Raw genomic sequence first — 19,901 nt, forward strand, 5'->3', positions numbered from 1 at the left:
GGGACAAGTAAAATTTTATCGTGTTTTACTGATATCACCGCGAAATGGCAACACGTAAGGGTATTTCACATAAAAATGATAAAGCACGCTTAAGTTACCCATAAAAATAATATCTGTGACATCGTTTCAAGTTATGTCTCTATATGGTTTTGAAGCGATATTATTTTTTGTAGGCGGCAAGTACCTTTGAAGTGGCATTGGGTCTATGTAGTTCAATACTATAGAGCTGGTTATGACATTAACCTTGATAATTACCTATTGATCATTGCTTTATTGATTATTTTGCTAGAACACACTATTTCTAGTTATTGGCATAAAATACCAATAACAAAAGGGCACTTACCTGTACCCTTTTTTGCCATAGTTATAACAAACTGATTATTGTCTGCTGGTGTAATCCCCCCAAGCGAGCCACTTATAGGTAGTCAGAGCATCTAAACCCATTGGACCACGAGCGTGTAACTTCTGGGTACTCACAGCAACTTCAGCGCCAAGGCCGAATTGTGAACCATCAGTAAAGCGAGTACTGGCGTTAACATACACAGCAGCCGAATCGACTTGGTTCATAAACTCACTTGCGGTATTGATATTATCAGTCAAAATTGCTTCAGAATGCCCTGTCGAATATTGGCGAATATGCCCTACCGCTTCATCAATGTTATTGACGACTTTAATCCCTAATGTCAGCGATAACCATTCAGTCGAAAATGATTCATCATGTGCGGGGGTAACATCAAACCCTAAACCTTCAAGATAATGAAAACTGTTTACACAAGCATGAAAACGGACGCCTAACGAATGCAAGTGTGACGCTATGTTGGGAATAAAATCAGCGGCAACGTCTTGATGAACTAATAAGGTATCTAGGGCATTACACACTGTCGGACGCTGAACTTTGGCGTTGGCAATTACCTCGATTGCGCGCATTAAGTCGGCTTGCTTATCAACATATAAATGACAAATTCCAATTCCACCTAAAATCACTGGGATACTCGACTGTTCAGCACACAGTCTTTGTAGATGCTGTCCCCCTCGAGGAATAATCATATCGACATATTTATCCAGTCTGAGTAAACCACTAACCAAACTACGATCTGGTGAATCAATTAACTGTACGGCATCTTTAGGCAAATCTAAGCTAGTCAGCGCTTCTCGGATCACTTCACTTAACACTTTATTGGACGTTAAGGTTTCTTTACCACCACGCAAAATCACAGCATTACCTGTCTTTAACGCCAACACCGCAATATCAACAGTAACATTTGGACGAGCTTCATAAATAACCCCAACCACACCTAATGGCACACTGCGGCGAGTTAAGCGTAAACCATTGTCCAATATCCGACTTTCAGCGTCCTTACCGATGGGATCGGCCAATGAGATGACATTATCAATATCAGCAATAATACCGCCGAGTCGCCCTTCATCCAGCATCAATCTATCAACCATAGCGTCGGTTAACCCATTTTGTTTCGCTGCGGCGACATCTTGCGCATTTGCCTGTAAAATCTCATTTTTATGCAACGTTAAATGGTCGGCAATTGTCGTTAATAGTGCTGTTTTCTGTTTAGCCGTTAAGTTAGCTAATATAAAACTCGCCGCCTTAGCACGTTGACCTAATTGGGTTAAATATTCTGTTTCTGTGGCTGACATCTATTTATCCTTAATTATCAAGTACGACCATATCATTTCGATGAACCACGGCATCACCGTAGTTATAGCCAAGCAGATTTTCAATATCATTAGAATGCTTGCCACTAATTTTAATTAAATCATTAGCACAATATCGACTTATCCCTTTAGCCAGAATCTTGCCTGTTTGATTCACTATGAGTAAGGTCGCCCCGCGATCAAAGTGTCCCTCAACATCAACAATACCTTTAGAGAGTAAACTGCGACCATTGGTCACCACAGCGACAGAAGCTCCAGCATCAACAATTAATTTCCCTTGCGAAGTGGGCCCAGCAAGAATCCATTGTTTACGACTTTCCAATGGATTTTCTATGGCGCTAAAATGAGTACCGACTGACTCCTTAGCCGCCAGTTTAGTAATCACATCAGGATGATGTCCCGATGCAATGACCACTTCAATCCCCGCACGCCGAGCCACATCCGCCGCTTCAAGTTTGGTTGCCATTCCGCCGGTTCCAAGACCAGACACTGAACCGCCTGCCAATAAACGCAAACTGTCATCAATATTGACGACTTGTTTAATCAGCTGTGCATTTGGGTGAGTACGAGGATCTGCATCAAATAAGCCTTTTTGGTCAGTGAGTAAAATCAATAAATCTGCATCACAAAGTAGGGCTGCTCGGGCAGATAAGTTATCGTTATCCCCCACTTTAATTTCATTGGTTGCGACGGCATCATTTTCATTAATAATGGGAATAATATTATGAGTTAATAAGGCATTTAAGGTATCGCGAGCATTTAAATAACGCTCACGATCTTGTAAATCAGCTCGAGTCAGTAGTAATTGACCTACATGTAAACCGTAAATACTGAATAATTGCGACCAAGCCAAAATTAACTGACTCTGACCCACTGCCGCAAGTAACTGTTTGTTCGCCATAGTATCGGGTAATAAAGGGTAATTTAAATGCTCTCGTCCGGCCGCTATCGCCCCGGATGTACATAATACAACTTCTACACCTGAACGCATAAGCGATGCCATTTGTCTGGCCAATTCGACCATATGTGCCTTATCAAGCTTTTTACTGCCTGATGTCAGTACACTGGTGCCCAACTTAACAACCACGCGGCGATAACCCATTTGTGTTACTCAGTTAACTAAAAATATGTAATTCATTTTTATACCCAATTAACACGAAAATTCATAGTGAAAGCCACTAATACAGTTATATTTTTGCGTTTAAAAAAACAAAAAAGGGCAATAAGCCCTTTTTGTATTGACCTAAGCCAATAAATTACCATTTACCCATATTCATGGGTTACCGATTAGCTATAAATAAACTTAGCAATAAATAATGCTGCCACCACTAAAACACCCGCGTTTAAATCCTTAAAACGTCCTGTCATTAATTTGATCACCGCATAAGAAATAAACCCAAGACCAATCGCACTGGCAATTGAGAAGGTTAATGGCATTAATAAACACGTCACAACTACAGGAGCTGCTTCAGTAATATCTTCCCAGTCAACATTTACCAAACCAGACATCATTAGAATTGCAACATAAAACAAGGTTCCCGTTGTTGCATATGCTGGCACCATACCCGCTAATGGTGAAACAAATAAAGCGGCTAAAAAGAGTAAGCCAACAATAACGGCGGTTAAACCTGTACGACCGCCCACGCTCACACCAGCAATACTTTCGATGTAGCTGGTGGTTGTTGATGTGCCTAATGCAGCACCAGTAATAGTCGCAATACTATCCGCCGTTAGTGCACGTTTAACTCTAGGCAACCGCCCTTTTTCATCGAGTAATCCGCCACGTTGGGCGACAGCAACCAAAGTGCCAGAAGTGTCAAATAAATCGACAAACAAGAAAGCAAACACCACAGACAACATACTTACTTCTAATACACTAGATAAGTCCATTTTCATAAATGTCGGCATAATAGACGGCGGCATAGAAATTAAACCTTGATACTGCACATCACCAAATATCATCCCTAAAACCGTTACGATCAAAATACTAAAAATAACTGCAGCTTTTAAGCCACGGTGTACCATGGCAATAATTAGGAAAAAGCCTAATGCAGCCATCACAGCAGGAAATGAAGTGATATCACCCATGGTCACTATTGTTGCTGGACTCGCTACAACAATGCCGGCATTTTTCAAACCGATTAAGGCTAAAAACAACCCAATACCAGCCGCAATACCAAAGCGCAATGACATTGGAATACTATTTACAATCCACTCACGTATTCTCACCAACGATAATATTAAAAAACATACCCCAGACATAAATACCGCACCAAGTGCGGTTTCCCAGCTATAGCCCATTTCCCCTACTACCGTATAAGTAAAAAAGGCATTCAAACCCATTCCTGGTGCTAATGCGATAGGATAATTTGCCAGTAAGCCCATAACCAAGCAACCAATAGCAGCGGCTAAACATGTAGCAACAAATACCGCACCATGATCCATCCCAGCATCAGCAAGCATCATAGGATTAACAAATATGATGTAAGCCATAGTTAAGAAAGTCGTTAGACCGGCGATAGCCTCTTGTTTAAGGCTAGTGTTGTTCTGTTTAAGCTTAAATAATTTTTCTAACATGGAACGGGGTTCCTTGGGCAAAGGTTAACATTGAGTTAATCGTTTTAATTGTTGTAGATGAGGATGAGATAAGCATTTACAGCTTACCTTTAGAGCAAAATCACCATCATTACCGAGGGTTCACTTTAATCTTGAGAATTATAAATACTTACGACCTTGATAGCTATCAATAGCCTTTTTGTTGAAAGATTTCAGTTTTTTATATAGCGCACTAAAACCATTAACTACATTCTAACTACAACCTTACTAGAATCTAGCGAAGCTCTAGCCAAAGTCTAACTAAATTTTAGGCAAAAAAAAGCCTACTCAAAAGAGTAGGCAGACATGTTACAAGCATCCCATATGGGGAAAGGAAAGCTAGCACCACTTAATGTGATGTAGTGATAAATTAAATAATTTACCACCTTGTCTAAAACCGTCAAACGAGACGAACAAAAGGTTGATGGATATTAACGCTACGTAAAGAGGGTCAGTTCTTAACGTTTCATGGCGAATATACCGCCACGTAAAACTGTTACATCAGCAAACCAAGTGTTTTGCCAATAAAATTTGCTGTTACCTGTATAAGACATAGTCTTTCTCCTAAATTAAGTAAAGTTGCATAAACCTAGTAAAGCTTGGCTCGGTTCCCTGGAACGTACATTACTCAAATCCATTGAGACAACTTGTCACTCAGATCCTTGGAGGCTATATCCATCCTGGATTAACTAGAGTCGACGAACACACTGCTTGTCGACGAAGATAATTATACAAAACTGTAATTTAATTACAAGTATTATTTGCGTTTATTCACAAAAAACTCGAATAAAGTGATTTGATTACATTAATCTTGTATTAAAACTATGTATAACTATTGTTTACCCAATGTTAACAAAGTTAATATTTGTTAGAAAACAATGTGTTATCACTGCTATTTTGATAACTTTAAAAACTGTAATAAAGCAACCAAAGGGCTAGCTGTCGGCTTACCATAGAGCGGATCCCCTTCAACAGCACTACCAGCGATATCAATATGAGTAAATGCCAATGTTGTATCCCCTAAACCAGAAGCTTTTATTAAGAATGCTGCGGGATATTGATGTCCGCGAGCTGTAATTGAAGACGGGCCATTGTTAGATGACACCACATCGGCAGCGCCATTTTTATCTGCCACTTTATCAAAATCTTCATTTCGTAAACGAGACACTTCAAATGGCTCCCCCCATAACTCTCCCACCTCAGCCAATGACTCTGCAACGTCTTGTCTTTTGGCTGCACTATTTTCAACTAAAGCAGGGTAACCACCATACGCACGTACGACATGCCCCGTTAAGGTTGCGACCGAAAACAATTGGGGATTCACAGACGTTTGTGCCTGAATACGCAAATGCGATAACAAATCAGCTAACACTAAACGCCCTTCTGCATCGGTATTACCAATGCGAACTCGCACACCTGCATGACTGGCAATAATTTCATCAGTGACAAACGCATCACTGCCGATGCTGTTTCTAACCAACCCAAGCTCAGCTACAACTTTGATGCCTTTAGGTTTAAGAATCGATAATGCCTTCATTAATCCTGCCACTGCAGCCGCACCGCCTTTATCACGGCTCATTCCCGCCATTGACCCTGCTACTTTGATATCTGCGCCACCCGTATCGTATATCACTCCTTTACCAGCAAAGAATAACGTTTTGCATATAGTGCCCTCGCCGACATATTCAAGCTTTACCACTCGAGGATGGTGACGTTCAACCCCAAATGAGCTTCTGCCAACAGCGCTTAATAGTGGATATTGCGTTGTTAACAGCTCCACTTGATCAATGACAGACACTGCTAATCCGCTATCAGCGAAAGCATCAACACAATATTGGGCAAACCCGATAGCCGACATTCTCTCAGGCTCAGTGCCGCAAAGATCTCGCGCTAATACTCGTCCAGCTTCAGCTGCATTAATTAACACACTATGTATAGCCGTATTTAATAATCCAATGGCCTCTAAACTCGGCGATAATGAGTTTGCTTCACGGGCCTCTAACGGTTGCCACAGCTCTTGGCCACATGCCAATGCTGCCACTTGTTCAGCATTAGCAAAGCGTTTATCACTTACAGCTGGTACTACTAATAAAGGTTTAGTAGCCCCAGCAGCTTTGGCGATAGCAATCCCCTCCCTTGCTGCTTTAGCAAAAATCCTGACATCACAGTATTCATTCTCGCTATCCACCACGGGCGAGATGATTAAGCGGCCACCAGCCAAACCTGGAGCAAATAATAGTGTGGCACTTTTACCTACACGCTTATCAATTTGACTCGCATGTGCCGCCAGCAAACTGATTTCATCTTGCTTAATGTCTGCCAGGCTTGTAGCAACGACTACCACAGCATCCCAACCTTCCCCCTCTCCTTCAAAAATAGCCTCATCACTGGATACATCAATAATGGGTACTTGAAACGCACTAATAGCTTTGTTTACTTGTTTATTAATTGGGGTCATAAAAAATCCTTAATCTATTGCAATGGCCATTGATCTTTCAAGATCGATTTGGCAGTAGTTTGTGTCACGTTAATACAATGCTGAGCGGATGAAATACAGCGGATCCACATAAGTAGACGATAACTCTGTACATAGAAGCCACAAGCGCTGCCCGAATATTCAGCTAAACGATCTTGTTTTTTTGAAGGCATTTTTTTGCAAGGTATTTGCTTAGCATTCTAGACGGCACAAGTAGTGACACCTTGTGACATAGAGCACGGGGCATTTATCTCAAACATATTTAAAACACCAAACATCAATAGCCCTAGACAAGCAAATTGATGGGTTCATAATTATTTACACAATTGTGGACTAAACCTTGGCAAATCGGTGCTGCAATATCAAGTAACTGCGCAGAATATGTTAAAATAGCTGCAGTTATATTTTTGTCGTATATCGACTCAATTTCATCTTAGAGGGCGTTTCGTGACTGCATTAACTCAATTATATCCTCAGCCTCTATGGCAATGGTTTGAACAAATTTGCGCTATTCCACATCCATCAAAACATGAACATGCATTGTCGCAATACATTCAGCAATGGGCAAAAGCACAAGGCCTTGCTGTTGTTGAAGACAAAGTCGGAAATTTAATCATCCGTAAGCCTGCTACAGCAGGAATGGAAAACTGTAAAAAAGTGGTGTTACAAGCACATATTGATATGGTGCCGCAGAAAAATGCCGATAAGGTACATAACTTTGAAACCGACCCTATTGAAGCCTATGTTGACGGTGATTGGGTTAAAGCCAAAGGCACAACCTTAGGCTCAGACAATGGTATTGGTATGTCTTCAGCGTTGGCTGTTTTAGGCAGTAAAGACATTAAACACGGGCCACTGGAAGTACTGCTCACTATTGATGAAGAAGCCGGTATGACAGGGGCTTTTGGATTAGAAGCGGGTTACCTTGAAGCTGATATTTTAATTAATACAGATTCTGAACAAGAAGGTGAAATCTACATGGGCTGTGCGGGCGGTGTTGACGCTCAGATAAGCGTTCCCATGTCTTGGCAAGCACCAGAGCAAAGTAATGCCAGTTTCTCATTAACCATGTCAGGCTTAAAAGGCGGTCATTCAGGGGTGAATATTCACCTTGGTCGTGGCAATGCAAATAAGTTACTGGCTCGCTTTCTATTTAAATACAGTGACGAATTAGCCCTAGAGCTTGTCAGCTTTAGCGGTGGCTCGCTGCGTAATGCGATTCCGCGTGAAGCTAACGTTCAATTTATGTTGCCGGCTGAAAACATTGAAGCATTAAAGCAAGCCATTGAAACATTCCAAGCGTTAGTTCGTGAAGAATTAGCCGTTGCAGATCCATCCATGACACTCACGTTAGCCACAATAGAGCCACCAACGAAAGTCATGGGCGAAGAAGCGCAAAATACCTTAATTGACCTACTGCATGCTAGCCCTAACGGGGTGATCCGCATGAGTGATGAAGTGGAAGGTGTTACAGAAACATCATTGAATATCGGTGTCATTAGTACTGAAGATGAAAGCGTTGAAGTGCTATGTCTTATTCGCTCATTAATTGACTCGGGTCGTGAAGAAGTCACAGGCATGCTGACTGCATTGGCTAACCTTTCTGGGGCGAGTATTGATTTAAGCGGTGCATATCCGGGCTGGAAACCAGACACCAGTTCACCAGTAATGGCGATTGTGCGTGAAACCTATAACGACATTTATAAAAAAGATCCTACCATTATGGTAATCCATGCAGGTCTTGAATGTGGTTTATTCAAAGAACCCTACCCGCTTATGGACATGGTATCGATTGGCCCAACAATTCGCTATCCACACAGCCCGGATGAAAAGGTCAACATCACTACTGTTGGTCAATACTGGGAATTGTTACTTGCAGTATTGGCACGTATTCCAGCTAAAGAAGCTTAATCACGATCAATAATTTTGTCTAGTCCTAAAATAGGTTGACGGTTTTTATTAAGCCAGTTGGAACTCCCGACTGGCTTTTTCATGCACTTCGTTTGGGGTTTTCATTCCTAAACTAAGGTGCGGTCTTAACTCGTTATAAATCCTAATAGATTCTTTGATGAGTATTGCCAGCTCCTTCATCGTACGACAGCGGTAAAGTAAAAACTCTTGCTTCAAAATACCATTCACTCGCTCAGCTAACGCATTCTGATAACAATCATACCCATCTGTCATCGATGGCCTTATCGCATTCGCAGCCAATTTATGTTGATATTCTGCTGAGCAGTACTGTATCCCTCTATCTGAATGATGAATGACATCACTGGTTGTCTGACGATTCTTTATCGTCATCTCCAATGCTTTAACAACATCACTGGCTTTCATTTCATCACTTAATTCATAACCCATTATTTTTCTTGAATATGCATCTGTGACTAATGATAAATAGTGAGTTCCTTCGTCTGATTTTACGTAGGTTATGTCACTGACAAATACCTCTTCAACGCTCTTCACCACTCTGTCTTTGAGTAAGTTTGGGTGTTTTCTCAACCAATGGTGGCTATGGGTTGTCTTGGTGTAATTCTTCCTAGGCTTTACTAACATATTGTGTTGTTTTAAATACTGAAATAGGCCGTCCCTACCTAGCTTTATGCCTTGTTCAAGTAACTGTGGCTTGATGAGTTGATAAAGCTTACGCGTACCCACTCTGGGCATGAACTGACGCCAATACATAACCATAGTCATCACCGGTTTTAACATGTCAGCTCTTGCTGCTAAGCGCTGCTTCCATTGATAAACAGCTTGTCTTGATAGGTTAAACTGCCGACTCGCTGTCGCTAGCTTTACAGTGCCTTTTTCTTTGGCAAGCCAGAGCGTTCGGCTAAGTACTTTTTTTCTAAATCAATACCGTACTCATTTTTAAGTAACTCGACCATATCGCCATAAATCATATTTTTCATTTCGAGATTGGAGACTTGTTTCTCTAATCGTTTGATTTTCTGGGCGGGTGTTTCTGTAGATTTGGACATAGGTGAATGCTCAATCGGCTGGGACCAATCTAATCTACCATGTTTTCGTAACCATGTTAGGACGGTACTTCTCCCTTGAATGCCATAGTGGTTTTGAGCTTGCTTATACGTTAGCTCGCCTTTTTCTACTTGACTAACAACCGCTAATTTAAAGCCTAATGTGTAATCTCGTTGAGTACGTTTTATATTGATTGATACTGAAGGTTTCATAGATAAGTCTCCAATGTGTCAACTTATCTCAGGACGGGACATTTACAGACTCAAAAAAGGCAACAGAAATGTCGCCTTTTTTGTACCCATTGGTATAAAGAACTTCAACGTATGAAATATTAAAACTGTAAATCGAGTTGAGTAATTTGATCCACACCGTTATCTGCCGTTGCCAACGTTACATCCGCTAAACCAACACTCACGCCAACCAAACGGATCCCTCGTCCTTGGCTGCGCTGCAAAGCTTGCAATAACAACTCATGAAACAAATTAATTGAAATCTCATCACTGCGATGCTCAATGGTAGTTTGTTTAAAGTCGTTAAATTTAAGTTTAACGACCTGCTTATGGATTTGCCTGTCTTTAGCACTTCGATGAACACGAGTACTCAGTTCTTGAATAAGCTGTGGTAATACTTGATGACATTGTTCTAAAGTAAAAATGTCTTTGGCTAACGTCGTTTCAACACCAACCGATTTACGCACTCGGTGAGGGCTAATTTGCCTGGTATCGATACCTTGAGAACGCTCTATTAACACATGGCCAAATTTACCGAAAGCATCGATTAACTGAGGTTTGGAATATTGCTGCACATCATAACAAGTGGTTAAACCTATATCGGCTAGCTTTTTTGAGGTGACTTTACCAACACCAGGAATTTTACTCAGGGGTAGGTCTTTGACAAAATCGCCAATTTGATTCGGGGTAATCACATATTGACCATTTGGCTTATTTAAATCGGAAGCAATTTTGGCTAGAAACTTAATGGGTGCAATACCGGCTGAAGCCGTTAACCCGGTAACGTTAAAAATATCATCGCGGATTGCTTTAGCGATTAACGTGGCACTGCCTTGATGAGCTTGGCAGTCGCTAACATCAAGGTAAGCCTCATCTAAAGACAATGGCTCAACCAGATCAGTGTATCGATGAAAAATCTCACGTATTTGCAATGATACTGATTTATACACATCCATTCGCCCAGGCACTAAAATTAGATTCGGGCACAATTGCAGTGCGTGATAACTGGACATGGCACTGCGGACCCCAAATTTACGGGCCTCATAACTGCATGTGCTTATCACACCTCGTCGATCGCTTCTGCCGCCAACAGCGATAGCTTTCCCTCGAAGTTCAGGAAAATCTCGCATTTCAACGGCAGCAAAATAGCAATCCATATCGATGTGAATGATTTTACGCATTCTGTAACCATTACCAGTAACTTAATTAACCGTAATACTACTGTATACAAAAACAGTATTCAATCATTCTCTTGCAAACACAAAAAAGCCCAACATAGTTGGGCTGTTAACTAAAAACGATACAATCTAAAAATGATACTATCTTGCAAATGATATGCTCTTACAAATAAATTACATTTTTGTCTGCAAATAATTTTGCAAACCTACACGCTCAATAAGACCTAATTGTTTTTCTAACCAGTACATGTGGTCAGATTCCGTGTCATCAAGTAATACTTCTAAAATTTCGCGGGTTTGATAATCATTTTTTTCTTCACATAGGGCAATCACCTTACGTAAATTATCAGCGACATGATATTCATATGCCAAATCATTTCTAAACATTTCTTGCACGTCTTTACCAATATTCAATGCTTCACGGCTACCTACATCGGGAGTGCCTTCTAAGAATAAAATGCGTTGGACTAATTTTGCCGCGTGCAACTTTTCGTCATCTGATTCATGCAAGATACGAGTATATAATTCATTGAATCCCCAATCTTCATACATATGCGCATGGACAAAATATTGATCCATGGCAGACAACTCACCGGTTAATAAAAGATTTAGGGCGTCTATAACTTCTGGATGACCTTTCATAATCTGTTCCTATTAGTCGTTAATTTGTGATTGAAGATAATTTTGAATACCGGTTTGAGTGATGAGCTCTTGTTGCGACTCAATCCAATCTAGGTGCTCTTCTTCGTCTTCTAGTAAATCTTCAAGCAGATCACGGCTAACATAATCTTGCTGGGTTTCGCAGATATCAATAGCTTCGCGCAAAACGGCAATTTGTGCCGTTATTGCCGCCATGTCACAGCTAAGCATTTCTTCAGCATGTTCACCAATACGAAGTTTGTCTAGCTGTTGTAGGTTAGGTAAACCTTCAAGAAACAAAACACGTTCAATCAATTTGTCAGCATGCTTCATGTCTTCAATCGATTTTTTGTACTCTTTTTCATTAAGCTTAGCCAAACCCCAATGTTTAAACATACGAGCATGTAAAAAGTATTGGTTAATGGCCGTCAGCTCGCAAGTAAGTACGCGATTGAGTTGGCTGATGACTTTAGGATGACCTTTCATAGTAATGTCCCTTGATAAATAATTTGATCTCGATCAATTTCACATAGAATAGAACACTGTAGAGAGAAAGGCAAATTTCCTTTTTATTTCACACACTTACAACTGATAACCGTTATCATTACAACTTAGATTTGTAATGGCAATCTAAAAATAAGACATAAAAAAAGCCTTCAAAATGAAGACTCTTTACATTGTAAGCGCTAAAAACATTGTTTCTTAAATGGCTTTTATAAAACCGTTTGACTTAAATAATGCGGTTTTGATTAAGCATTTCTTTGCGAGCTTGATCTTTTTCCATACGACGCTTGCGAGCATCACATGGATCATCACAGTCACAGGCTTTTTCAATACCTAAAACACCTAAACCACCACAACTGCCTTCAACCGCTTTCTTTTTAACGATATATCCGACAGACATCAATAAGAAAAATAATAATAACACCACAAATGCAGCAATAAATGTGCTCATAACGAACTCCAGTCAACTCATTCAGCTCAAGCTTGAGTAGTTTTGAATCAAAAAAACCTATTTCAAATACGCTTTAAACGCATCACTGTAATAGACCTTAAAACCTTGCTCTTGCTTCTCTATCAGCATTATTGCTAAATGTTTCTCTTTAGCAAGTGCGAGGGAAGCCTCAGTACCTAACACCATCATGGCGGTAGCATATCCATCTGCGGTCATACAACTAGAGTTTAACACGGTTGCAGACGCAAGTTTATGCTTTATAGGATATCCACTTCGTGGATCAATCAAATGTGAAAAACGTTCGCCATTTTCTTGATAAAAGTTACGATAATCGCCAGATGTTGCTAATGACATGGTTCCTGGCTCAATCACTTGTTGCACCACTTGCCCTTCACTAGTGGGTTGCTCAACTGCGACGCGCCAAGGTGAATGATCAGCTTTAGTGCCTTTGACGTTAAGCTCACCACCAATTTCTACAAGGTAACCACTGGCATGATACTTATCTAAAATGGCCGCAATTTTATCAACACCAAAGCCTTTGGCAATTGATGATAAATCAATGTATAAATCGGCATTATGCTTAATTAAGCTATGACCACTAATTGACAATTCATTGATGCCCATTTTAGATTTTGCGGCATCAATTTGGGCTTGGCTTGGCTCAGTAATAGGTCTTTTATCTGGACCAAAACCCCACAAGTTAACCACTGGGCCTAAGGTGATATCTAACGCCCCATCGGTCTCTTTATAAAGACGCATTCCCTCTTTTATCACTTTAATCGTATCAGCTGAAACCTTAACTCTCTGTTGTATTTGTAATTGATTAAATTTCGACAGTTCCGAGTCTGGACGATAGGTCGACATTTGATCATTAACAACTTCCAAGGCCATATCTATTTCAGCTTGAAGTAATTGGGGTTCTGGTAATTTTTCATTAGGTACCACTTTAATATGGTATGTGGTCCCCATTGTACTACCTGATAATGAAATCATCGGCTCTGGTGAGCTGCATGCACTGACGAATAGCAAAAGGGCTGGCAATAGCAGTAACTTGATTGAATTTACGGTCATTTCAAATTTACACTTTTTCAAATGAATAAAAAAAATTGCAGCACACAGACTCGTGTTTAACCACCCTGTCTGCATTGCTGCAATTTTCATGACTTACATGTCAATGTAATGAGCTAACTCATTAGCCGCCAAAATCATCTAATAAGATGTTTTCATCTTCGACACCTAAATCTTTAAGCATACCAATTACGGCTGCATTCATCATTGGAGGTCCACACATGTAGAACTCACAATCTTCTGGAGCGTCATGGTCACGCAAGTAGTTTTCATACAAAACGTTATGAATGAAACCAGTATAACCAGTCCAGTTATCTTCCGCTTGCGGATCTGACAACGCAACATGCCACTGGAAGTTTTCATTCTCGGCCGCTAAGCCGTCAAAATCTTCCACATAGAACATTTCACGCTTAGAACGCGCACCGTACCAGAAGCTAATCTTACGTTTTGATTTAAGACGCTTTAATTGGTCAAAAATATGTGAACGCATAGGGGCCATACCAGCACCACCACCAATGAAGACCATTTCCGCATCAGTATCTTTAGCGAAAAACTCACCAAATGGACCAGAAATAGTGACTTTATCACCGGCTTTTAAGCTCCAGATGTATGAAGACATTTTACCACAAGGCAAGGTTAAATTACGTGGCGGTGGCGTAGCAATACGCACGTTCAACATAATAATCCCAAACTCTTCTGGGTAGTTAGCCATTGAGTAAGCACGAATAGTTTCTTCGTCTACTTGTGATTCTAACTTGAAGAAACCAAAGTGTTCCCAGTCGCCACGATACTTATCAGGCACTTCAAACTCAGCATATTTAACATGATGAGCAGGTGCTTCAATTTGAATGTAACCACCAGCACGGAAAGGCACTGTTTCGCCATCAGGAATTTGCAGCTTAAGTTCTTTAATAAACGTTGCTTTGTTATCGTTAGAGATAACTTCACATTCCCATTTCTTGATGCCAAAGATTTCTTCATCAAGTTCAATTTCCATGTCAGTTTTGACGTTTACCTGACAAGATAAACGACAACCTTCACGAGCTTCGCCTTTACTAATGTGGTCAAGCTCAGTAGGAAGAATATCACCACCACCAGACTTAATTTGCACACGACACTGACCACATGAGCCACCGCCGCCACACGCACTTGATACGAAGATGCCGTTGTCGGCTAAAACGTTAAGTAACTTACCGCCAGCGCCTGTTGTAATTGTTTTATCTGCATCACCGTTAATACCAATTTTGATATCACCGCTTGCCACGAGTTTTGATTTAGCGAATAAAATCACTAATACCAAAATCAAGACAATTGCAGTAAACATACTCACACCTAAATATACATCTAGTGGAGTAGATTCAAGAATACCCATTCACTTATCCTTAAAGGTTCAAATTAATGCGTCGCCTCAATGTCTCTTAAAGAGAAACACCAGAGAATGACATGAAACCTAGAGCCATAAGACCTGCTGAAACGAAGGTAATACCTAAGCCACGTAAGCCATTTGGCACGTCAGAGTATTTCATCTTTTCGCGGATACCGGCTAGCAATACAATTGCTAACGCCCAACCAATGCCAGAGCCAATACCAAATACTACGCTCTCGCCAAGGTTATAATCACGCTCAACCATGAAAGATACTGCACCGAAAATTGCACAGTTCACGGTAATCAAAGGTAAGAAAATACCTAACGCGTTGTACAAAGGTGGAAAATACTTGTCTAAAGCCATTTCCAAAATTTGTACAAGTGCTGCAATCACACCGATAAAGGTGATGAACTTCAAGAAGCTCAAATCAGCATCAGGGAAACCAGCCCAAGCTAATGCGCCTGGAGCCAATAAACCTTGATAAATAATTTGGTTAGCAGGAACCGAAATAGCCAGCACCACGATAACTGCAACACCAAGGCCCATCGCAGTAGTGACTTTCTTTGATACAGCTAAGAAAGTACACATACCTAAGAAGAACGCTAGTGCCATGTTTTCAATGAAAACTGAACGAATTAATAAACTAATATAATGTTCCATTGCGTTTACCCTTTTGCTTCAACTTGCTCTGGCTTGTAAGTACGGATCAACCAGATCAAACCACCGATCAAGAAGAATGCACTCGGTGGTAGTAGTAATAAACCGTTAGGCTGGTACCAACCACCGTCAGAGATTTTGCTGAGGATTTCTACGCCGAATAATGAACCATTACCAAATAGTTCACGCACCACACCAACTGATAATAGAATTGCACCGTAACCTAAACCGTTACCGATACCATCCATAAAGCTCATCAAAGGTGGCGTTTTCATTGCGTAAGCTTCAGCGCGCCCCATTACAATACAGTTAGTAATAATCAAACCAACGAATACCGATAACTGTTTAGAAATCGCATAAGCATAAGCTTGCAATACTTGGTCAACCACAATCACTAATGAAGCGATAATGGTCATCTGCACAATAATACGAACACTGCTTGGAATGTGATTACGAATAAGCGAGATAAACAGGTTAGAAAACGCTGTTACCGCGGTTAATGCAATCGTCATTACTAATGCTGTTTCTAATTTACTGGTAACAGCAAGCGCACTACACACACCCAAGATTTGCAATGCAATTGGGTTGTTATTGATTATCGGTCCGGTCAGAACCTGTTTAAGTTCTTTAGCGTTAGCCATTAGCTTAACCCTCCGTTGCGTGCTTTAGCGATAAAGTTTGCAAAACCTTCTTTACCTAACCAAAACGTCAATGAGTGTTGTACACCGTTACTGGTCAATGTTGCACCAGAAAGCGCATCAACCCCATGAATAGAGCTAGCCACTACGGGGTTTTTAGTTACACTAATAGCCAAGTTACCTTGAGCATCAAATAACTGCTTACCTTTCCATAATGCTTTCCATTTTGGATTTTCAACTTCGCCACCTAAACCAGGTGTTTCACCTTGGTCATAGTAAACAAGTCCTTGCACAGTATTGAGATCAGCTTCTAGAGCTAAAAACGCATACATAGTTGACCACAAACCATAACCATGGACAGGTAAAATTACGCTAGTCAATTTACCTTCATCATTACGAACAAGGTAAACAACGGCTTTATCGGCAACACGCTTGATTGAGGCTATGTCATGTTCAGGTATAGACGACATGTCAGTGTTACGCGATGCTTTACGTTGATCGTAAGTATTAGCGTCACCTTCAACAAAATCACCTGTTTTAAGGTCAACTAAGCGAGCTTCAACATATTGGTTGTATTTGCTTAGAATATCTTTTTTGGTGATATTGCCTTCTTTTAGATTAATCAGGCTCGCCGCTTCAAGAATATACTTTTGCTTATCCAGCAACTTGTTTTCTTGCTGGATGGGTTTTAACAACACCGCAGCGGTAGAAACAAGTACAGAACAGATAAGACATAAGCCGACAACAACAAATAGCGTTCTTCCGAACGAATCTTTATTACTAGCCACGAGCAATCCTCCGCTTAATATTTGCCTGTACAACAAAATGGTCAAATAATGGAGCAAATAGGTTAGCAAACAGGATAGCTAACATCATACCTTCAGGGAATGCAGGGTTAACCACGCGGATAAACACTACCATTGCACCAATAAGGAAGCCGTATGTCCATTTAGCCGTATTGGTAAATGACGCAGAAACAGGGTCTGTCGCCATAAACATCATACCAAATGCAAAGCCACCTAATACTAAGTGCCAATACCAAGGCATTGCGAACATAGGGTTTGTATCACTACCTACCAAGTTAAGTAGAGTAGCAATTGCCACCATACCTAGCATCACGCCACCGACAATACGCCAAGAGGCAATACGGGTATAGATAATAACTAAACCACCTAGCAAAATAGCAAAGGTCGATACTTCACCCACGGAACCAGGAATAAAGCCCATAAAGGCGTCAATCCAGTTAGCATTTGAGGCGTAATCGAAAGTACCTTGCGCAGCCTGACTTAATGCCGTTGCACCAGAGAAGCCATCAGCCACAACCCAAGAGTTATCACCAGACATGCTTAATGGGTAAGCAAAGAACAAGAAAGCACGTCCAGCGAGTGCAGGGTTTAAGAAGTTACGCCCTGTACCACCGAATATTTCTTTTGCTACAACCACACCGAAGGTAATACCTAAAGCGACCATCCATAAAGGAATTGTTGGCGGTAGAGTTAATGCAAATAGCACTGAAGTAACGAAGAAACCTTCGTTAATTTCATGGCCACGCACTGACGCAAAGAGCACCTCCCAAAAACCACCGACAATGAAAGTCACTGCATAGATAGGTAGGAAGAAGCACGCACCATAGAACATCAAGGACGTAATGCCAGAGTCTGCAGTGAGTTGAGCGCCAAATAATTCAAATAAACCTACTTGCCAAATGTCAGGCATACCGAAACCGGCACCCATGGCAATTTGAGCTTGTAAGCCTACGTTGTACATACCAAAAAACATCGCTGGGAATGTACACGCCCAAACCGTAATCATCATACGTTTTAGGTCAAGGTTATCGCGAACATGAGTTGCCCCGTGGTTCACTTTACCTGGTGTATACAATACGGTGGCAGCCGCTTCATAAAAGGCATACCACTTTTCGTACTTACCGCCTTTTTCAAATTGCGGTTCAATACGCTCGATAAAATCTTTCAAGCTCATTAGCCTTCCCTCTCGATCGTATCTAGACAGTCACGTAAATATGAAGCGTAGTCATACTTACCTGGACATACGAACGTACATAATGCTAAATCTTCTTCATCTAACTCTAATGCGCCTAAACGAGCTGCACCATCAAAGTCCCCAGAAACAAGATCGCGAAGTAGCATAGTAGGTAGAATGTCTAAAGGCATTACGCGTTCATAGTTACCAATCGGCACCATTGCGCGGTCTGAACCGCCCGTGCTGGTCGTCATATTAAACAGACGCGATGGATGTAAGTGGCCTAGGAAAGATCGAGTAATAGAGAACTTATCTGAACCAGGCAAAGCCCAACCAAATAATTCTTTCTCAGTACCCTCTTCCAGCACACTCACCTGCTGATGATAACGTCCTAAATAAGCTTTAGGTCCAACTGCTGTATGGCCATTTAACACTGAACCCGAAACCACACGAATATCGTCACCAACTGTTTCATCATTAGTCAGTTCAGCCATGCTAGCACCAACAACAGTACGAACAAGGCGAGGATTTTTCGCTTTAGGGCCGCCAATAGCAACGACACGCTCAGTGTTTAATACACCTTGTGTAAACAGTTGGCCAAAAGCAATCACATCTTGATAGCCAATATGCCAAACAGTTCGTGTTGCAGAAGCAGGAAGAACGTAATGAATATGCGTACCCGCAAGACCTGCTGGGTGTTTACCCGCAAATTCTTGGACTTGAGCATTAGCCATTGGGATATCAGCGCCTTGAGCTTTACATAGGTAAACTTTACCTTCAGTTAATCGAGCTAAGATCTTAAGACCATTAGCAAAATCTTCTTTATGTTCAGCTATGACTACCACAGGATCGGCAGCAAGAGGTTGAGTATCAATCGCAGTAACAAAAATACCTGCGGCAGTAGCATCTACTGCTGGCACTTTACTGAAAGGGCGAGTACGCAAAGCGGTCCATAAACCTGAATCAATCAGATTATCACGAACAACTTGTGCGTCTAACGTGTCTAGCTTATCAGCATCGTATTGAGCAAAAGCAACGCTATCGTCACCTTCCACATCAATTACCACTGACTGAAGTACACGTCTTGCACCTCGGTTAATTTCTAAAATAGTACCACTGGCTAAAGCCGTATATTTAACGCCTAAATTCTTTTTATCTTCAAAAAGAACTTGGCCTTTTTGTACTTTATCGCCCACTTTGATTTTCATCGTTGGACGTAAGCCAATATACTCTTCACCCAAAGTCGCTACGTGTCTAATGGCTGGGCCATTATGGATAACTTGCTCTGGTCCGCCTGCTATAGGCAGTTCCAATCCTTTCTTAATTGTAATCATATCCACAAGCACTACGTTTGAAGGAAAGACAATGCGCCACGTTCCGCTACAAAAACAAAGTGTTAACAAACACTTTGCGTTTGAGCTAGCGCAGATTTAACTCGAAAATGCGATCATAATCACGCTGGTCGCGCGCA

Annotated in this window: 17 protein-coding genes; 1 reads left to right on the top strand and 16 read right to left on the bottom strand. The window is 41.1% G+C overall.

Annotation, left to right across the window (positions count from 1 at the left end; translation table 11 throughout):
• Window positions 1-378: 378 nt before the first annotated feature.
• From FH971_RS15215 to FH971_RS15230, 4 genes are all read right to left on the bottom strand, one after another.
• Complete coding sequence (locus tag FH971_RS15215; protein WP_140234887.1) at window positions 379-1,653, bottom strand: glutamate-5-semialdehyde dehydrogenase; 1,275 nt, start codon at window positions 1,651-1,653, stop codon at window positions 379-381.
• 10 nt (window positions 1,654-1,663) lie between these two features.
• On the bottom strand, window positions 1,664-2,773 hold the full coding sequence (gene proB / locus FH971_RS15220) for a glutamate 5-kinase (protein ID WP_140234888.1): 1,110 nt from the start codon (window positions 2,771-2,773) through the stop codon (window positions 1,664-1,666).
• A 185-nt stretch (window positions 2,774-2,958) separates the two neighbouring features.
• The gene (locus FH971_RS15225) at window positions 2,959-4,248 is read right to left on the bottom strand and encodes an NCS2 family permease (protein WP_137226208.1); all 1,290 of its coding nucleotides are present in this window, start codon (window positions 4,246-4,248) and stop codon (window positions 2,959-2,961) included.
• A gap of 910 nt (window positions 4,249-5,158) precedes the next feature.
• Complete coding sequence (locus tag FH971_RS15230) at window positions 5,159-6,724, bottom strand: M17 family metallopeptidase (RefSeq protein WP_140234889.1); 1,566 nt, start codon at window positions 6,722-6,724, stop codon at window positions 5,159-5,161.
• Between the two features lie 465 nt (window positions 6,725-7,189).
• Here FH971_RS15230 and FH971_RS15235 point away from each other — a divergent pair, with 465 nt between their 5' ends.
• Window positions 7,190-8,653, top strand: coding sequence for an aminoacyl-histidine dipeptidase (locus tag FH971_RS15235; protein ID WP_140234890.1), 1,464 nt, complete (start codon window positions 7,190-7,192; stop codon window positions 8,651-8,653).
• Between the two features lie 48 nt (window positions 8,654-8,701).
• Here FH971_RS15235 and FH971_RS15240 read toward each other — a convergent pair.
• The 12 genes from FH971_RS15240 to FH971_RS15295 all read right to left on the bottom strand — a co-directional run bounded on the left by FH971_RS15240 (window position 8,702) and on the right by FH971_RS15295 (window position 19,764).
• Window positions 8,702-9,930, bottom strand: a protein-coding gene (locus FH971_RS15240) for an IS3 family transposase (protein ID WP_140233926.1) whose coding sequence is annotated in 2 segments (ribosomal slippage) — window positions 8,702-9,579 and window positions 9,579-9,930 — 1,230 coding nt in all. Because the reading frame shifts where the segments join, the coding sequence is not laid out codon by codon here.
• A gap of 119 nt (window positions 9,931-10,049) precedes the next feature.
• Window positions 10,050-11,129, bottom strand: a complete 1,080-nt coding sequence (gene dinB / locus FH971_RS15245) for a DNA polymerase IV (protein WP_140234891.1) — start codon at window positions 11,127-11,129, stop codon at window positions 10,050-10,052.
• A gap of 171 nt (window positions 11,130-11,300) precedes the next feature.
• A complete protein-coding gene (gene bfr / locus FH971_RS15250; RefSeq protein WP_137226200.1) occupies window positions 11,301-11,768 on the bottom strand; it encodes a bacterioferritin in 468 nt (155 codons plus the stop codon).
• A 12-nt stretch (window positions 11,769-11,780) separates the two neighbouring features.
• Window positions 11,781-12,251: a bacterioferritin gene (gene bfr / locus FH971_RS15255; RefSeq protein WP_137226198.1), complete on the bottom strand. Its 471-nt coding sequence runs from the start codon at window positions 12,249-12,251 to the stop codon at window positions 11,781-11,783.
• A 244-nt stretch (window positions 12,252-12,495) separates the two neighbouring features.
• Complete coding sequence (nqrM, locus tag FH971_RS15260) at window positions 12,496-12,720, bottom strand: (Na+)-NQR maturation NqrM (protein ID WP_137226196.1); 225 nt, start codon at window positions 12,718-12,720, stop codon at window positions 12,496-12,498.
• A 57-nt stretch (window positions 12,721-12,777) separates the two neighbouring features.
• On the bottom strand, window positions 12,778-13,791 hold the full coding sequence (locus FH971_RS15265) for an FAD:protein FMN transferase (protein ID WP_140234892.1): 1,014 nt from the start codon (window positions 13,789-13,791) through the stop codon (window positions 12,778-12,780).
• Between the two features lie 121 nt (window positions 13,792-13,912).
• Window positions 13,913-15,160 (bottom strand): NADH:ubiquinone reductase (Na(+)-transporting) subunit F, encoded by a 1,248-nt coding sequence (gene nqrF, locus FH971_RS15270; protein ID WP_140234893.1) that lies wholly within the window; start codon window positions 15,158-15,160, stop codon window positions 13,913-13,915.
• Window positions 15,161-15,206: 46 nt separating this feature from the next.
• Window positions 15,207-15,815, bottom strand: coding sequence for an NADH:ubiquinone reductase (Na(+)-transporting) subunit E (nqrE, locus tag FH971_RS15275; RefSeq protein ID WP_011636427.1), 609 nt, complete (start codon window positions 15,813-15,815; stop codon window positions 15,207-15,209).
• 5 nt (window positions 15,816-15,820) lie between these two features.
• Window positions 15,821-16,453, bottom strand: a complete 633-nt coding sequence (locus FH971_RS15280; RefSeq protein ID WP_137226190.1) for an NADH:ubiquinone reductase (Na(+)-transporting) subunit D — start codon at window positions 16,451-16,453, stop codon at window positions 15,821-15,823.
• Entirely contained in the window at window positions 16,453-17,238 is a 786-nt protein-coding gene (locus FH971_RS15285; protein WP_137226188.1) for a Na(+)-translocating NADH-quinone reductase subunit C, read from the bottom strand. Before FH971_RS15285 ends, FH971_RS15280 begins: the two co-directional genes overlap by 1 nt.
• On the bottom strand, window positions 17,231-18,430 hold the full coding sequence (locus tag FH971_RS15290) for an NADH:ubiquinone reductase (Na(+)-transporting) subunit B (protein ID WP_140234894.1): 1,200 nt from the start codon (window positions 18,428-18,430) through the stop codon (window positions 17,231-17,233). Before FH971_RS15290 ends, FH971_RS15285 begins: the two co-directional genes overlap by 8 nt.
• On the bottom strand, window positions 18,430-19,764 hold the full coding sequence (locus tag FH971_RS15295; RefSeq protein ID WP_137227427.1) for a Na(+)-translocating NADH-quinone reductase subunit A: 1,335 nt from the start codon (window positions 19,762-19,764) through the stop codon (window positions 18,430-18,432). The genes FH971_RS15290 and FH971_RS15295 overlap by 1 nt, the downstream gene beginning before the upstream one ends.
• Window positions 19,765-19,901 lie beyond the last annotated feature (137 nt).

Origin of the sequence: Shewanella polaris (assembly GCF_006385555.1) — a bacterium.
In the GTDB taxonomy this organism is placed as follows: Bacteria; Pseudomonadota; Gammaproteobacteria; order Enterobacterales; family Shewanellaceae; genus Shewanella; species Shewanella polaris.

Coding starts and splice junctions, on each gene's coding strand:
- FH971_RS15215 (WP_140234887.1), bottom strand. CDS start 1,653: ATGTCAGCCACAGAAACAGAATATTTAACCCAATTAGGTCAACGTGCT.
- proB (WP_140234888.1), bottom strand. CDS start 2,773: ATGGGTTATCGCCGCGTGGTTGTTAAGTTGGGCACCAGTGTACTGACA.
- FH971_RS15225 (WP_137226208.1), bottom strand. CDS start 4,248: ATGTTAGAAAAATTATTTAAGCTTAAACAGAACAACACTAGCCTTAAA.
- FH971_RS15230 (WP_140234889.1), bottom strand. CDS start 6,724: ATGACCCCAATTAATAAACAAGTAAACAAAGCTATTAGTGCGTTTCAA.
- dinB (WP_140234891.1), bottom strand. CDS start 11,129: ATGCGTAAAATCATTCACATCGATATGGATTGCTATTTTGCTGCCGTT.
- bfr (WP_137226200.1), bottom strand. CDS start 11,768: ATGAAAGGTCATCCAGAAGTTATAGACGCCCTAAATCTTTTATTAACC.
- bfr (WP_137226198.1), bottom strand. CDS start 12,251: ATGAAAGGTCATCCTAAAGTCATCAGCCAACTCAATCGCGTACTTACT.
- nqrM (WP_137226196.1), bottom strand. CDS start 12,720: ATGAGCACATTTATTGCTGCATTTGTGGTGTTATTATTATTTTTCTTA.
- FH971_RS15265 (WP_140234892.1), bottom strand. CDS start 13,791: ATGACCGTAAATTCAATCAAGTTACTGCTATTGCCAGCCCTTTTGCTA.
- nqrF (WP_140234893.1), bottom strand. CDS start 15,160: ATGGGTATTCTTGAATCTACTCCACTAGATGTATATTTAGGTGTGAGT.
- nqrE (WP_011636427.1), bottom strand. CDS start 15,815: ATGGAACATTATATTAGTTTATTAATTCGTTCAGTTTTCATTGAAAAC.
- FH971_RS15280 (WP_137226190.1), bottom strand. CDS start 16,453: ATGGCTAACGCTAAAGAACTTAAACAGGTTCTGACCGGACCGATAATC.
- FH971_RS15290 (WP_140234894.1), bottom strand. CDS start 18,430: ATGAGCTTGAAAGATTTTATCGAGCGTATTGAACCGCAATTTGAAAAA.
- FH971_RS15295 (WP_137227427.1), bottom strand. CDS start 19,764: ATGATTACAATTAAGAAAGGATTGGAACTGCCTATAGCAGGCGGACCA.